11 protein-coding genes and 1 pseudogene are annotated in these 15,375 nt (G+C 69.7%); 4 read left to right on the plus strand and 8 right to left on the minus strand.

The window, feature by feature from the left end:
* Position 1 precedes the first annotated feature (1 nt).
* On the minus strand, positions 2 to 937 hold the full coding sequence (locus QE454_RS15730) for an ROK family glucokinase (protein ID WP_210076359.1): 936 nt from the start codon (positions 935 to 937) through the stop codon (positions 2 to 4).
* A 156-nt stretch (positions 938 to 1,093) separates the two neighbouring features.
* On the opposite strand from QE454_RS15730, the gene QE454_RS15735 reads away from it, so the two are divergent.
* On the plus strand, positions 1,094 to 2,920 hold the full coding sequence (locus tag QE454_RS15735; RefSeq protein ID WP_210076362.1) for a long-chain fatty acid--CoA ligase: 1,827 nt from the start codon (positions 1,094 to 1,096) through the stop codon (positions 2,918 to 2,920).
* Between the two features lie 701 nt (positions 2,921 to 3,621).
* Here the strand turns inward: QE454_RS15735 and def are convergent.
* The 4 genes from def to QE454_RS15755 are packed head-to-tail and all read right to left on the minus strand — an operon-like array spanning position 3,622 to position 10,000.
* The gene (def, locus tag QE454_RS15740) at positions 3,622 to 4,113 is read right to left on the minus strand and encodes a peptide deformylase (RefSeq protein ID WP_210076364.1); all 492 of its coding nucleotides are present in this window, start codon (positions 4,111 to 4,113) and stop codon (positions 3,622 to 3,624) included.
* Positions 4,110 to 6,119, minus strand: coding sequence for a MinD/ParA family protein (locus tag QE454_RS15745; RefSeq protein ID WP_309668749.1), 2,010 nt, complete (start codon positions 6,117 to 6,119; stop codon positions 4,110 to 4,112). Before QE454_RS15745 ends, def begins: the two co-directional genes overlap by 4 nt.
* Positions 6,082 to 6,546, minus strand: coding sequence for a hypothetical protein (locus QE454_RS15750; protein ID WP_309668750.1), 465 nt, complete (start codon positions 6,544 to 6,546; stop codon positions 6,082 to 6,084). Before QE454_RS15750 ends, QE454_RS15745 begins: the two co-directional genes overlap by 38 nt.
* Before the next feature lie 46 nt (positions 6,547 to 6,592).
* Complete coding sequence (locus tag QE454_RS15755; protein ID WP_307459840.1) at positions 6,593 to 10,000, minus strand: pyruvate carboxylase; 3,408 nt, start codon at positions 9,998 to 10,000, stop codon at positions 6,593 to 6,595.
* 68 nt (positions 10,001 to 10,068) lie between these two features.
* Here QE454_RS15755 and QE454_RS15760 point away from each other — a divergent pair, with 68 nt between their 5' ends.
* A complete protein-coding gene (locus tag QE454_RS15760; RefSeq protein ID WP_055835478.1) occupies positions 10,069 to 10,881 on the plus strand; it encodes a ParA family protein in 813 nt (270 codons plus the stop codon).
* Between the two features lie 216 nt (positions 10,882 to 11,097).
* On the opposite strand, the gene QE454_RS15765 is transcribed toward QE454_RS15760, so the two are convergent.
* From QE454_RS15765 to QE454_RS15775, 3 genes and pseudogenes are all read right to left on the minus strand, one after another.
* The gene (locus QE454_RS15765) at positions 11,098 to 11,643 is read right to left on the minus strand and encodes a MerR family transcriptional regulator (RefSeq protein WP_210076368.1); all 546 of its coding nucleotides are present in this window, start codon (positions 11,641 to 11,643) and stop codon (positions 11,098 to 11,100) included.
* Positions 11,644 to 11,738: 95 nt separating this feature from the next.
* Complete coding sequence (locus QE454_RS15770; RefSeq protein WP_210076370.1) at positions 11,739 to 12,425, minus strand: MerR family transcriptional regulator; 687 nt, start codon at positions 12,423 to 12,425, stop codon at positions 11,739 to 11,741.
* A pseudogene (locus QE454_RS15775) lies at positions 12,425 to 12,881 on the minus strand (FHA domain-containing protein). The gene QE454_RS15770 and the pseudogene QE454_RS15775 overlap by 1 nt, the downstream one beginning before the upstream one ends.
* A gap of 328 nt (positions 12,882 to 13,209) precedes the next feature.
* Here QE454_RS15775 and QE454_RS15780 point away from each other — a divergent pair.
* Both QE454_RS15780 and lpdA read left to right on the plus strand, forming a co-directional pair.
* Positions 13,210 to 13,851, plus strand: coding sequence for a copper resistance CopC family protein (locus QE454_RS15780; protein ID WP_307459838.1), 642 nt, complete (start codon positions 13,210 to 13,212; stop codon positions 13,849 to 13,851).
* Positions 13,852 to 13,860: 9 nt separating this feature from the next.
* A complete protein-coding gene (lpdA, locus tag QE454_RS15785; protein WP_210076375.1) occupies positions 13,861 to 15,258 on the plus strand; it encodes a dihydrolipoyl dehydrogenase in 1,398 nt (465 codons plus the stop codon).
* Positions 15,259 to 15,375 lie beyond the last annotated feature (117 nt).

Genomic DNA, 15,375 nt, shown 5'->3' on the forward strand with positions numbered 1-15,375 from the left:
GTCAGCGCTCCTTCCCGGCGAGGTCCGCGACCCCGATGAGACCGGCGTCGTTGCCCAGACGTGCGATCGCGAACTCGGCGACCGGACGTTCACCGTACCCCGGGAGCGAGGTCTCGTACGCGAGCTTCACGGGCTCGAGCAGGTCGGCGCCGAGCTGGGCCACTCCCCCGCCGATCACGAAGACCTCGGGGTCGAGCACCGCCTGGAAGCCGCCGCACGCCTCGCCCAGGGCCGTGGCGACACGGCGGAGGGCCTCGATCGCCCCCGGATCGCCGGCGAGGACCAGGCGCGAGACGGCGGGGCCGGGGATCGCGCCCCGCTCCTCGCGGACGGCGGCGAGAGCCGCGCCGATGCCGCCCTCGTCGGCGATGGCGTTGGCCTCGCGCTGCAGTGCGCGTCCCGAGGCGTACTGCTCGAGGCATCCGTTCTGCCCGCACCCGCAGGGGTGACCGCCGCGCACGAAGCGCATGTGGCCGAGTTCGGCGCCGATGCCGTGACCGCCGCGGAAGAGCTCCCCGTCGGTGACGACGGCACCGCCGACGCCGGTGCCCATCGTGAGCATGACCATATCGCGCACGCCCCGACCCGCACCGAAGCGGTACTCGCCCCAGCCCGCGGCGTTCGCGTCGTTCTCGATCGTGACGGGGGCGTCGAGACGCTGCTCGAGACGCGCGCGGAGGGGCTCGTCACGCCAGTCAATGTTCGGCGCGTAGATGACGGTGCTGCGGTCGCGGCTGATGAAGCCGGCGGCGGCCACGCCGATCGCGTGGATCTCGTGGGCGCGGCGCAGATGATCGGCCATGTCGACCACGGCGTCCACGAGGGCCGCGGGGTCGATGGGAGTGTCGACTCGAAGCTTCTCGACGATGGTGCCGTCGTCGTCGACGACGCCCCCCGCGATCTTCGTTCCCCCGATGTCGATGCCGACGTTGCGCACCGCGCTCCCTTCCGGGCCCACCGTGCGGCTCGGCCCGGAGCAGTCTAGCCACCCGGTGCAACCGACGATGATGCCGTGCGCTCCCCGGGGCGAGCACGTCGATGCGGATAGACTCGTCCCACAGCTCGACGTTCTTCCGGTGCCAAAGGAGTTGCCGTGATCCAGTTCGATCAACCCGCCCTCATCCCCGCAGACCCCGACGCCAACGCGTCCGACCTGCTCGCCGACCGCGTCCGCGCCACCCCCGACCGGCCGCTGTTCGCGGTACCCGACCGAGACGGATGGCGAGACGTCACCGCCGTCGAATTCGAACGGCAGGTCATCGCCCTCGCGAAAGGCTTCGTCGCCGCCGGCATCCAGCCCGGCGAGAAGGTGGGGTTCATCGCCCGCACCACCTACGACTGGACCCTGGTCGACTTCGCGCTGTTCTACGCCGGCGCCATCATGGTCCCGGTCTACGAGACCAGCTCGCCGTCGCAGATCTCGTGGATCCTGTCGGATTCCGGTGCGATCGCCGTGGTCCTGGAGTCCACGGAACACGCCGAACGTCTCGACGAGGTCCGCAGCGACCTCCCCCTCGTCCGCGAGGTCTGGGCGATGCACTCGGGAGCCCTCGACGCGCTCGTCTCGGGCGGCACGCACATCACCGACGAAGAGATCGAGCGCCGCCGCCATCTGGCGAAGGCCTCCGACGTCGCCACCCTCATCTACACCTCGGGCTCCACCGGCCGTCCGAAGGGCTGCGTGCTCGTCCACAGCAACTTCGTCGAGCTGGCGCGCAACTCCGCCAAGTCGCTGCACGAGGTCGTCGAGACCCCCGGCGCTTCGACCCTGCTGTTCATCACCACGGCGCACGTGTTCGCGCGTTTCATCTCGCTGCTCAACGTGCACGCGGGCGTGAAGACAGGACATCAGCCCGATACGAAACAGCTCCTCCCGGCGCTCGGCAGCTTCCGCCCCACCTTCCTCCTCGCGGTCCCCCGCGTGTTCGAGAAGGTCTACAACTCCGCCGAGCAGAAGGCCGAGGCCGGTGGCAAGGGCAGGATCTTCCGCGCCGCCGCCGACGCCGCGATCGAGCACTCCCAGCGCCTGCAGGACGGAAAGTCGATTCCCCTGCTGCTCAAGATCAAGTTCGCGCTCTTCGACAAGCTGGTCTACTCCAAGCTGCGGGATGCCATGGGTGGCAACATCGTCTACGCGGTGTCGGGATCGGCCCCTCTCGGCCCCCGCCTGGGTCACTTCTTCCGCAGCCTCGGCGTCGTGATCCTCGAGGGCTACGGCCTCACCGAGACCACCGCCCCGGCCACGGTGAACCTCGCCACGAAGTCGAAGATCGGCACCGTCGGTCCCGTACTGCCGGGTGTCGGCATCCGTCTCGCCGATGACGGCGAGATCCAGGTGCGCGGTATCAACGTGTTCCGCGAGTACTGGCAGAACCCCGAGGCGACGGCCGACGCCTTCGACGGCGAGTGGTTCAAGACCGGCGACATCGGCGCCTTCGACAGCGACGGATTCCTCGCCATCACGGGCCGCAAGAAAGAGATCATCGTCACCGCGGGCGGCAAGAACGTCGCTCCCGCCGCTCTCGAGGACCCGATCCGCGCGAACCCGATCGTCGGTCAGGTCGTGGTCGTGGGCGACCACAAACCGTTCATCGCGGCCCTGGTCACGCTCGACACCGAGATGCTCCCCACCTGGCTGGCCAACAACGGCCTGCCCGCCGACATGCCGCTCGCCGAGGCGGCCGAGAACGACAAGGTGCGCGCCGAGGTGCAGGGCGCGATCGACCGCGCCAACACGCGGGTCTCGCGCGCGGAGTCGATCCGCAAGTTCACGATCCTGCCCACCGAGTGGACCGAGGCCAGCGGGCACCTGACGCCGAAGATGAGCATCAAGCGCAACGTCATCGTCGCCGACTTCGCCGACGCCATCGAGGACATCTACGCCGTGCCGGTGAACACGACCAACGTGTCGCTCCCCTGAGACGCGCGACGACGACGGCCCGGTCCCCCGAGGGGCCGGGCCGTCGCGTATCCCCTCTCACGACGTCAGCGACCCGCACAACCTCAGCCCGGCTCACAGGAAACCCACGGAGGTTGCGCAAATCGCCGAGGGCACGCCGACGCCGGCCGCACCTCGGCGACCCGCACAACCTCAGCGATCCGCGCAGCCTCAGCCCGGCGCCCCGGAAACCGACGGAAGTTACGCAAATCGCCGAGGATACGCCGACGCCAGCGAGACCTCGGCGACCCGCACAACCTCAGCGATCCGCACAACCTCAGCCCGGCGCGCCGGAAACCCACGGAGGTTACGCAAATCGCCGAGGGTACGCCGACGCCAGCGACACCTCGGCGACCCGCACAACCTCAGCGACCCGCGTAGCCTCAGCCCGCCGCCCCGCAAACCCACGGAAGTTACGCAAATCGCCGAGGGTGCGCCGACGCCGGCCGCACCCCAGCGACCCGCACAACCTCAGCTACCCGCGCAGCCTCAGCCCGCCGCCCCGGAAACCCACGGAAGTTACGCAAATCACCGAGGATACGCCGACGCCGGCCACACCCCAGCGACCCGCACAACCTCAGCGATCCACACAACCTCGGCGATCCGCACGACTACGGCTCGACATGGCCGAAAACGACGGAGGTTGCGCGAATCCCGGGGGAAGCGCGTGACCCGGCTCCGAATCAGAACCAGTCGCTCTCGCGCACCTGGCGCATCGCCTCACGACGCGTCTCGGCGGACAGGCGCGAGAGGTACAGCATGCCGTCGAGGTGATCGGTCTCGTGCTGCAGGGCCTGGGCGAGCAGCCCCTCGCCCTCGAGCACGACCTCGTTGCCGTCGAGGTCCATTCCGACGACCTTGGCCCACGGATAGCGCAGCGCATCGTGCCAGAGACCCGGCACCGAGAGGCACCCCTCCCCCACCGGCTCCGGCTCTCCGCGCGTCTCGACGAGCACGGGGTTGAGCACGTAGCCGATGTCGCCATCGATGTTGTAGCTGAAAGCGCGCAGACCCACGCCGATCTGCGGCGCCGCGACCCCCGCGCGCCCGGGCAGCTCGACCGTGTCGATCAGGTCTTGGACGAGGGCACGGATGCCGTCGTCGATCTGCTCGATGGGCGCACTGGGCGCGCGCAGGACGGGGTCGCCGAACAGGCGGATCGGGCGGACGCTCATGCCGCGACCGCCGGGGCACGCAGGCCCTCGACGACGGCGGCGGCGAGCTCGCGCGCGGCCTGTCGGGTCGAGGGCTGCAGGTCGCGGAAGGTGATGGCGCTGCCCGCGGCGATATGTGCGTCGTAGGGCATGCGGATCACGGTGCGCACACGCGAGCGGAAGTGCGCCTCGAGCTCGCTCTCGCGCACCAGCGGCGTGCCGGGGCGGGAGTTGTTCAGCACGACGACCGCATCGCGGACGCGCGCCGCATAGCCGTTGGTCTCGAGCCACGTGAGCGTCTCGGACGCGAGGCGCGCCTCGTCGACCGACAGGCCCGCCACGATGACCAGGGTGTCGGCCAGTTCGAGTGTCGCACCCATGACCGAGTGCACGATCCCCGTGCCCGTGTCGGTGAGGACGATCGAGTAGTAGTGCGCGGCGACGTCGGCGACCTGGCGGTAGTCGTCGTCGCTGAAGGCCTCGGACACCCGCGGATCGGAATCGGATGCCAGCACGTCGAGACGCGTGGCGTCGCGAGCGACGATCGACGAGACGTCGTTGTAGCCGACCATCTCGTCGTGCGAACGGACGAGGTCGCGGACCGTGCGTCCGTTCGGACGGCCGACGCGGTCTGCGAGCGTCCCGCGATCGGGATTGGCGTCGACCGCGATGATGCGGTCGTCGCGCGCGTCGGCGAGGGCCATGCCCAGGAGCGAGGTGACGGTGGTCTTGCCCACACCGCCCTTGCGCGAGAGCACCGGCACGAATCGCGCGCCGCCCGCGAGAGGCGTAGCGATCCGGCGGTCCAGATCCTTGCGCTGACGGGCACGACGACCGTCGCCGAGGTTGATGCGGTGACGCGAGACCGAGTACACCAGCTGCTGCCAGAGACCCTCGGGCTCGGGACGCGCGATCTGACGCGGATCGAGCAGACGGTCGGCGGTGAGCAGGTCGGAGCTTTCGCGCGCGTCGTCGATCTGACCGATGCGCTTCGAGGTCAGCGTGACCTCCGGAGCGGGCGTGCGCACGCGCTCCAGCGCGTGGGCGCGATCGACGCGGGCGGCCTCGTCGGCGGCACGGGCGGCATCATCGGCCTGGTGGGCGCTGCGGCGCGTGAGCGGAATCGTTCCGATGACGCCCGTCGCGGCGCGCTCTGCGCGCGTGGTCGGCGCCGCTGCGGGGGCGACGACGGTCTGAGGCTCCGCCCCGGCGGAGTCGGCTTCGACCTCGACCTCGGCGGTAGCCGGCGGTGCGGGCTGCGACTCGGCGGTGACCGGCGGGCGGGGCGCGTCAACGGACTGTCGGGTGGGCTCGGGCGTGTCTGCCACGGTCTCGGTCTCCTCGACCTCTGCGTCGTCGTCGTCGTCGGCGTCGGCGTCGGCGGGTGCGGTCGCGGCGAGCTCGGTCTCCTCGACAGCGACCTCTTCCGGCTCCGCGAGTGCGGACACCGCGTCGTGCGGCCCCGACTCTTCCGGGGCGATCTCTTCTGTGTCGCCGTGCTCAGGCTCGCCGACGGCCGCGGGGACCCACGGCGCGTGCGTGAGCGGCTCCGAGATGTCCGCCGACAGGTCGGGCTCGACGTGCGTCTCGGGCTCGCGTTCATCGGCCGGTGCGTGGTCCGGCTCGAGGTCTTCCCCACCCCGGGACGCCGCATCCAGGGCCCCCACCGTCTCGGCGGCATCGGCTTCGGTCGCGAGGTCGTCGACGATCTCGGCATCGGCGAGGTCTTCGGCCCGCGAGTCGGACTCGGCCGCCCCGGCCAGGTCGGCTTCCACCGGGTCGATTTGCGCGAGCAGGTCCTCACCCGGGAGGGCGTCAGCGGCGGTCGGGGCGTCGACGTCATCGTCCTCGTCGGCGCCCACGAGCTCGTCGCCGGAGGCAAGCTCCTCGGCCTCTTCCGACGAGAAGGTCTCGTCGAAGCGGTCCTGGTCTTCGTCGATCTCGCGCGATTCCGCGGACAGCTCCGCCGCGGCATCCGCCGCGGTCTCGTCACCGACTCCTTCCGCGACGGCCGGGGGCGTCGGCATCCGGCATCTCGTGCTCCGAGGCGTCGCGGGGCGACTCGTCGACGATCTCCGCATCGTGCACGTCGTCGTCGGAGAGCGGCTCCGTCGTTGCGTCCGTGTCATGCGGCTCGAGGATGATGTCGCCGGTCGGGAGCTGCTCGACGTGCGGGTCGTGCACGATCTCGGCGTGGTCGTCGATGCCGGCGGGTACGGCGGAAGGAACGCGCGGGGCGTCGAGGGCGGCGAGATCGGCCTCGTCGAGGGGGATCTCGTCTTCGATCACATCGTCATCGAGGTCGTCATCGCTGGCCACGGGCAGGTCGACATTGACCTGAGCGATGTGCCCGCCGAGGATCGTGATGCTGGCCGTGTCGAGATTCCCGCTCTCCTCGAGCACGCCGTGCTCGGCGTTCTCGTCGGGGTTCGCGTCGGTGCGGTCGGGGGTCACTGCAGTCTCCAAACGGGAAGAGGGCGCGAAAGCGCCCCCTTCTAGGTTACTGCGCTTGGCGGATTACCAGCAAAAGATCTCCTGCTTCCACCTGTTGTGTGGTACCGATGGCGACACGTTCGACCACGCCGTCGACGGTCGCGGTGATGGCCGCCTCCATCTTCATCGCCTCGATCGAGGCCACGGCCTGACCGGCCGAGACGCGGTCCCCCGCCGTCGCCTTCATCGTCACGACGCCGGAGAACGGCGCTGCCATCTGCCCGGGTTTCGAGGTGTCGGCCTTCTCGGCCTGGCGGGCTTCGACGTCGATCGAACGATCGCGCACGAAGACCGGGCGCAGCTGGCCGTTCAGCGTCGTCATCACCGTGCGCATGCCCTTGTCGTCGGCCTCGCCGACGGCCTCGAGCCCCACGAACAACTGCACACCCCGCTCGATCTCGACGGTGTGCTCTCCGCCGGACTGAAGACCGTAGAGATAATCGGCCGTATCGAGCACGCTGAGATCGCCGTACGTCTCGCGGGTCTGCTCGAAGGTGCGTGTCGGGCCGGGGAAGAGCAGCCGGTTCAGACGCGCGCGTCTCTCGGAGGACTCCCCCGCCAGGGCGGCCTGGTCGTCGTCGGTGAGCGGGGTCGTGCCGGTCTTGACATCCCGCCCGGCGAGAACCTTCGAACGGAAGGGCTCGGGCCACCCGCCCGGCAGGTCGCCGAGCTCGCCCGCCATGAACGAGACGACCGAGTCGGGCACGTCGTACTTCTCGGGGTGCTGCTCGAAATCGTCGGGGTCGGCCCTGACGGCGGCGAGGTGCAGGGCGAGGTCGCCCACGACCTTCGAAGAGGGTGTGACCTTCGGCACGCGGCCGAGGATGCGGTTCGCCGCGGCGTACATGTCCTCGATGAGCTCGAAGTCGTCGGCGAGCCCGAGCGCGATCGCCTGCTGGCGCAGGTTCGACAGCTGACCGCCCGGGATCTCGTGCCGGTACACGCGTCCGGTAGGACCGGCCAGTCCCGATTCGAACGGACGGTACAGGTGACGCACCGCCTCCCAGTACGGTTCGAGGTCGCTCACGGCCGCGAGGTCGAGACCGGTATCGCGATCGGTGTGCGCGAGGGCGGCGACCAGGGCCGACAGAGACGGCTGGCTGGTGGTTCCCGCCATGGGTGCCGACGCCGCGTCCACGGCATCCGCTCCCGCAGCCGACGCGGCCAACAGGGTCGCGAGCTGCCCGCCCGCGGTGTCGTGGGTGTGCACGTGGACCGGCAGGTCGAACCTCTCGCGCAGAGCCGAGACGAGCTTGGCCGCGGCCGTGGGGCGGAGCAGCCCCGCCATGTCCTTGATCGCGAGCACGTGGGCGCCCGCATCGACGATCTGCTCGGCCAGACGAAGGTAGTAGTCGAGCGTGTAGAGATCCTCGGCGGGATCGAGAAGGTCGCCGGTGTAGCAGACGGCCACCTCGGCGACGGCGGTGCCGGTGCGCAGAACCGCGTCGATCGCCGGGCGCATCTGAGACACGTCGTTGAGCGCATCGAAGATGCGGAAGATGTCGACCCCGGATGCCGCGGCCTCGGCCACGAACGCATCGGTGACCTCCGTGGGGTACGGGGTGTAGCCGACGGTGTTGCGGCCGCGCAGGAGCATCTGGATGGCGACGTTCGGCAGGGCCTCGCGGAGAGCGTCGAGGCGCTCCCACGGGTCTTCGCCGAGGAAGCGAAGGGCGACGTCGTAGGTCGCCCCGCCCCAGGCTTCGACGGAGAGGAGTCCGGGTGTCGAGCGCGCCACGTAGGGGGCGACGCGCGCGAGGTCACGGGTGCGCACGCGCGTGGCGAGCAGCGACTGGTGCGCGTCGCGGAACGTCGTCTCGGTGACCGCGAGAGCGGTCTGATCGCGCAGGGCCTTCGCGAAGCCGGCGGGACCGAGCTCCTGCAGCCGCTGACGCGAGCCGGCCGGGGCCGGGGTGGCCAGATCGGGCGTGGGAAGCTTCGCGCCCGGATCGATCGAGAGCGGGTTCTCACCGTTGGGGCGGTTGACGGTGGTGTCGACCAGCCACGAGAGGATCTTCGTTCCGCGGTCCTTCGACTCGCGGCCCTTCAACAGCTCGGGGCGTTCGTCGATGAACGAGGTGCTCAGGTCGCCGGCGACGAAGGCGGGGTCGTCGAGCACGGCCTGCAGGAACGGGATGTTCGTGGAGACACCTCGGATGCGGAACTCGGCGAGGGCCCGACGCGCGCGCGACACGGCGGCCTCGAAGTCGCGGCCGCGACACGTGAGCTTCGACAGCATCGAGTCGAAGTGCGGGCTCACCTGCGAACCGGCCGCTGTCGTGCCTCCGTCGAGACGGATGCCGGCCCCACCGGGCGACCGGTAGGTCGTGATCTTCCCGGTGTCGGGGCGGAACCCCTGCGTGGGGTCCTCGGTCGTGATGCGGCACTGCAACGCGGCACCGCGCAGGCGGATGTCGTCCTGGTGCAGGTGCAGGTCGGCGAGGGTGGCGCCCGCGGCGATGCGCATCTGCGACTGCACGAGGTCGACGTCGGTCACTTCTTCGGTGACCGTGTGCTCGACCTGGATGCGCGGGTTCATCTCGATGAAGACGACCTCACCGGTGCGCGGGCCCGCGGTCTCGAGCAGGAACTCCACCGTTCCCGCGTTCTGATAGCCGATCGAGCGCGCGAAAGCGACGGCATAGCGGTGCAGATCGTCGCGGACCTCGGGGGCGAGGTTCGGCGCGGGCGCGATCTCGATGACCTTCTGGTGGCGCCGCTGCACGGAGCAATCGCGCTCGAACAGATGCACGGTCTCGCCCGCGGCATCCGCGAGGATCTGCACCTCCACGTGACGCGGACGCTGGACAGCCTGCTCGAGGAACATGCGCGGGTCGCCGAAAGCGCTCTGCGCCTCGCGCATGGCCTCGGCCAGGGCCGGGGCGAGCTCGCCCTTGGATTCCACGCGGCGCATGCCGCGCCCGCCCCCGCCGGCGACGGCCTTCGCGAACACGGGGAACCCGATGTCGTCGGCCTGAGCGAGCAGTTCGTCGATGTCGTCCGACGCCGGGGTGGAGCGCAGCACCGGAACGCCCGCCGAGATCGCGTGCTCCTTCGCCGTGACCTTGTTACCGGCCATCGCGAGCACTTCGGCGGGAGGACCGATGAAGGTGATGCCGTGAGCGGCCGCCTTCTCGGCGAGCTCCGGGTTCTCGGACAGGAAGCCGTAGCCCGGGTAGATGGCATCCGCCCCGCATTCGCGGGCGACGCGGATGATCTCGTCGACGTCGAGGTAGGCGCGGACCGGGTGGCCCCGCTCGCCGATCTGGTACGCCTCGTCGGCCTTCAGGCGGTGGAGCGAGGCACGATCTTCGTACGGATAGACCGCGACGGTGCGGGCGCCGACCTCGTATGCCGCACGGAAGGCGCGGATCGCGATCTCCCCGCGATTGGCGACCAGGATCTTCGAGAACATGCGCACCTCACGTCAAGCTGGCGGAGCTGAATGTGCTCACAGCCTAGGGGACGGTAACGTGGACTCTCGTGCACGTACTCTCCGTCAGCTCTCTCAAAGGCGGGGTCGGCAAGACGACCGTGACACTCGGGCTGGCTTCCGCAGCCTTCGCACGTGGCGTTCGCACTCTCGTCGTCGACCTCGACCCTCAGTCCGACGTGTCGACCGGGATGGACATCCAAGTCGCCGGTCGGCTCAACATCGCCGATGTCCTGGCCAACCCCAAAGAGAAGGTCGTCCGACAGGCGATCACCTCCAGCGGGTGGGCGAAGGTTCATCCGGGCACGATCGACGTGCTCATCGGCAGCCCCTCGGCCATCAACTTCGACGGTCCGCATCCCAGTGTCCGCGACGTCTGGAAGCTCGAAGAGGCCTTGGCGACCATCGAGGCCGACTACGACCTCGTGCTGATCGACTGCGCGCCCTCGCTGAACGCCCTCACGCGCACCGCGTGGGCCGCGAGCGACCGCGTCGTCGTGGTCACCGAACCGGGCCTGTTCTCCGTCGCCGCAGCCGACCGTGCCCTGCGCGCGATCGAGGAGATCCGCCGTGGACTCTCGCCGCGCCTGCAGCCGCTCGGCGTCGTGGTCAACCGCGTCCGCCCCCAGTCGATCGAGCACCAGTTCCGCATCAAGGAACTCCGCGACATGTTCGGCCCCCTGGTCCTCAACCCGCAGCTGCCCGAGCGCACCTCGCTCCAGCAGGCGCAGGGCGCGGCCAAGCCGCTGCACGTGTGGCCCGGCGACTCCGCTCAGGAGCTCGCTGCCGACTTCGATGCGTTGCTCGACCGGATCGTGCGCACCGGCCGTATCCCCGTCGAGAACGAGGCACCCCAGGCCTGACCGCGGTCCTGTCCGACGCCGCCCCGCTGCCTCGCAGTCGGGCGGCGTCCGTCATTACGGCGCTCCGCGAGACCCCTGAGCACATCGAGGGGCCGAGATCCGTGCCGGCAACGGCGCTGTCGGCGCACCCGCCGCTCCCCTGCTGGTCGTCGGCCGAGAGGAGTCGGAGGACGACGCATTGCCGGATGCCGTGGCATCCGATGAGAACGGGCGTGTCTACGCGGTGCGGGCGGCGCGGCGAGCGGCGAGTTCGTCGACGGCCTCGGGGGTCGCCTTTTCGAAATCGACCAGCGTCGACTCGACCTCGCGGAGGACCTTGCCCACGGCGATGCCGAAAACGCCCTGTCCGCGGCTGACCAGGTCGATGACCTCGTCGTTCGAGGTGCAGAGATACACCGATGCTCCGTCGCTCATGAGCGTGGTGCCGGCGAGGTCGCGGATGCCCGCGGCGCGGAGCTGGTCGACCGCCGTGCGGATCTGCTGCAGCGAGATGCCCGTGTCGAGAAGGCGCTTCACGAGCTTGAGGACGAGGATGTCGCGGAAACCGTAAAGACGCTGCGATCCCGAGCCGCTCGCTCCGCGAACCGTCGGAACGACGAGCTCGGTCCGAGCCCAGTAGTCGAGCTGGCGGTAGGTGATGCCGGCGGCGCGTGCCGCGACGGCTCCGCGGTAACCGGTGTCGTCGTCCATCTCGGGCAGACCGTCGGTGAAGAGGAGATCAGCGGCGAACCGAGGTTCACCGAGTGCGTCGCCAGCGTTCATGCTCGCGTCCTCCTCATCGGTTCGTTTCCTCCACGCTAGATGAGCGGAGGTCCCCCGGCAATGACATCCGCTCCGAGGGCTGCGGCGTGTCGCGATCAGGACAGGATTCGCTCGAGAGCGTCTCGCACGAACATCGTGCGCACCTCGTCGAGACGGGCCGCGAGCTCGGGTGCGAGCTCGCTCGCGCGAGCCCGAGAAGGCGCGTCGGGACGACGCAGCAGAGCCGACAACGCGGACTCCACCAGTGAGACCTCGCGCTCGGCGCTCTGGCGGAGCGAGCGGATGTGACGCGGTTCGATGCCGTGGCGATCGAGCGCGACGAGAGCCCGCAGCAGAGTGACGGCCTGCTCGGAATACGTGTCGGCACCGGCGATCACCCCCGTGCTGACCGCGTCGTTCAACAGCTGGGGACGCGCGCCTGCGGCGGACAGGAGTTCTTCGCGACGATAGCGGCGCGGAGCGCTCGTCATCGACGGGATCGAGGTGGGCGGCGCCGGGTTGCGGCCCGCGTCGAGGTCGGCGAGGTAATCGCGGATGACGACGAGCGGAAGGTAGTGATCGCGCTGCAGGGTGAGCGCGAGGCGCAGGCGCTCGAGGTCGGCGGGCGAGAACTTGCGGTACCCCGACTCGGTGCGGGTCGGCGACACGATGCCCTGCACCTCGAGAAAGCGGAGCTTGCTGGAGGTGAGCGCCGGGAAGTCGGGGGTCAGACGCGCGAGCACCTGGCCGATGCTGAGCAGCCCCGCAGCCGTCTGTCGACTACGGGAGGGGGCTGCCGCCATCAGCGCTCTGCCGCGGGCAGGTCGACCGGCGAGCCGAAGAAGTTCAGGCGGAACTTGCCGATGCGCACCTCGGCGCCGTTGACGAGAGCCGAGCGATCGACCCGCTCGCCGTTGACGTAGCTTCCGTTCAGCGAACGCTGGTCGACGATCTCGAACGAACTGCCGGAACGCAGGATCTCGGCGTGACGGGCGCGACACGGTCACGTCGTCGAAGAAGAGGTCGGCCTCGGGGTGACGGCCGACGGTGGTCACGTCGGTGTCGAGCAGGTACCGGGCGCCCGTGGTCGGACCGGAGCGCACGATGAGCAGGGCCGCCCCCGAGGGGAGGGCCTCGATCGCCTCGAGCTCGGCCTCGGTGAGATCGGCACCGAAGGGCACGAACGACAGGTCGGCGTCGTGGGTCTGGGTCGTGTCGTGCGACGCGCCGGCTGCTGCGGCGTCGGCCGCGCGCCGGATCTCGTCTCGCTCGAATCGGCTGGTCTCGTCCACGGCTTCTCCTTCATATTCACCATAACCGATCGGTCGCCAACGGCGGGGTCGACCGACTTCGAGCAGGTCATGGTGAGGCGTGATGTGTCTGTATTCGCCGAAACCGGGACACCGCGGTTTGGGGGATGCGGAGGCGGCCGACGAGACACTCGAACCTATCGACCCGGACCTACCCCTGTCGAGTCCGCATCACCCGCTGTCGGCGCGCCGTCTTCACCCCGGACCGCTACGCAGGACGCCGAGACCCTGCGCATGCCCCCCGTCCGGCCGCTTTCACCCTGGTTAGGGTCGGAGAATGACTTCCTCCGAGACGCCTCGCCGCCGCACTGTTCCCGCTGTCCTCGCCGCAGGCCTGCTGGCCGCCGCCGCACTTCTCGTGCCGGCACTGCCGGCCGCGGCCCACGACGAACTCGTCTCGACCGACCCCGCGGCCGGCGCGACGCTGGAGTCGCTCCCCTCCCAGATCACCCTGTCGTACAGCGCCGACATCCTGACCGACGCGGGAGCGACCGTCATCGAGGTCACCGACTCCGCCGGAGCCTCCCTCGCCAACGGCGCCCCGACCGTTTCGGGAACCGAGGTGACGCAGGCCCTGGCGGGGCCGGCATCCGGGACCGTCACCGTGAAGTGGCGGGTCGTCTCGAGCGACGGGCACCCCATCGACGGCGACTTCGCCTTCGCGGTGCCCGCGGCCGCTCCCACCCCCACCGCGACCGCGACCCCCACCGCGTCGGCGAGCCCCACGGCGACCGAGAGCGCCGCACCCTCGGCGACGTCCGAGGCCACTCCCCTGCCCGCCGAGGACAGCTCCGGCGCCTCGCCCCTGCCCTGGATCCTGCTCGCGGTCCTGCTCGTGATCGTGGCGGGCGTCCTCGTCTACGTCTTCGCCTCGCGCGCGGGCCGCAAGACCGCCGGCGGCGACACCACCGGGCGATAGGCTGGAACCATGCCTCATTACGATCTGGTCATTCTTGGTGCGGGTCCCGGCGGGTACGTCGCCGCCGTCCGCGGCGCACAGCTCGGACTGTCGGTCGCGATCGTCGAAGAGAAGTACTGGGGCGGTGTGTGCCTCAACGTGGGCTGCATCCCCTCCAAGGCGCTGCTTCGCAACGCCGACCTCGCGCACACCTTCCACGCGAAAGCCGACCTGTTCGGCATCTCGGGGGACGTCACCTTCGACTTCGGCAAGGCGTTCGACCGCTCGCGGTCGGTGGCCGCTGGCCACGTCAAGGGCATCCACTACCTGATGAAGAAGAACAAGGTCACCGAGTACGAAGGCCGCGGCTTCTTCGCCGACGACCACACCCTCGACGTGACGCTGACCGACGGGTCGAAGGAGCAGGTCACCTTCGACAACGTCATCATCGCCACCGGCTCCACCGTGCGCCTGCTCCCCGGCGTCAGCCTCTCCGAGAACGTCGTGACGTACGAGGAGCAGATCCTCACCCGCGAGCTCCCCGAGTCCATCGTCATCGTCGGCGCCGGGGCCATCGGCATGGAGTTCGCCTACGTCATGACGAACTACGGCGTGAAGGTCACGATCATCGAGTTCCTCGACCGTGCGCTGCCCAACGAAGACGCCGAGGTCTCGAAAGAGATCCAGAAGCAGTACAAGGGCTACGGCGTCGACATCCTCACCTCCACGAAGGTCGACTCCGTCACCGACCACGGAGACAAGGTCACCGTCGCCTACACCGCGAAGGACGGCTCGACCGGGTCGATCGACGCCGACCGCGTGCTCATGTCGATCGGCTTCGCCCCCAAGGTCGACGGCTTCGGTCTCGAGAACACCGGCGTGAAGCTCACCGAGCGCGGTGCGATCGACATCGACGACCACATGCGCACCAACGTGCCGCACATCTACTCGATCGGCGACGTCACCGCCAAGCTGCAGCTGGCCCACGTGGCCGAGGCGCAGGGCGTCGTGGCCGCCGAGACCATCGCCGGTGCCGAGACCCAGACCCTCGGCGACTACCGCAACATGCCGCGCGCCACCTTCTGCAACCCGCAGGTCGCCTCGTTCGGCCTCACCGAGCAGCAGGCCCGCGACGCCGGTCACGACATCAAGGTCGCGAAGTTCCCCTTCTCGGCCAACGGCAAGGCCAACGGCCTGGGCGAGCCCGTCGGCTTCGTCAAGCTCGTCGCCGACGCCGAGACGCTCGAGCTCATCGGCGGTCACCTCATCGGCCCCGACGTGTCCGAGCTGCTGCCCGAACTCACCCTCGCCCAGAAGTGGGACCTCACCGCCCTCGAGGCGGCCCGCAACGTGCACACCCACCCGACGCTGTCGGAGGGTCTGCAGGAGGCCTTCCACGGTCTGACGGGACACATGATCAACCTCTGATCGTGTGACGCACGAAGGCCCGCCCGGTTCGCCCGGGCGGGCCTTCGTCGTCTCCGCGGACGACCTCGGCGCGAACGCGAAACGGCACTCCGCCGACGGTCGGTCGCACGTGGCGAC

It is taken from the genome of Microbacterium sp. SORGH_AS_0454, from assembly GCF_031453395.1.
In the GTDB taxonomy this organism is placed as follows: domain Bacteria; phylum Actinomycetota; class Actinomycetes; order Actinomycetales; family Microbacteriaceae; genus Microbacterium.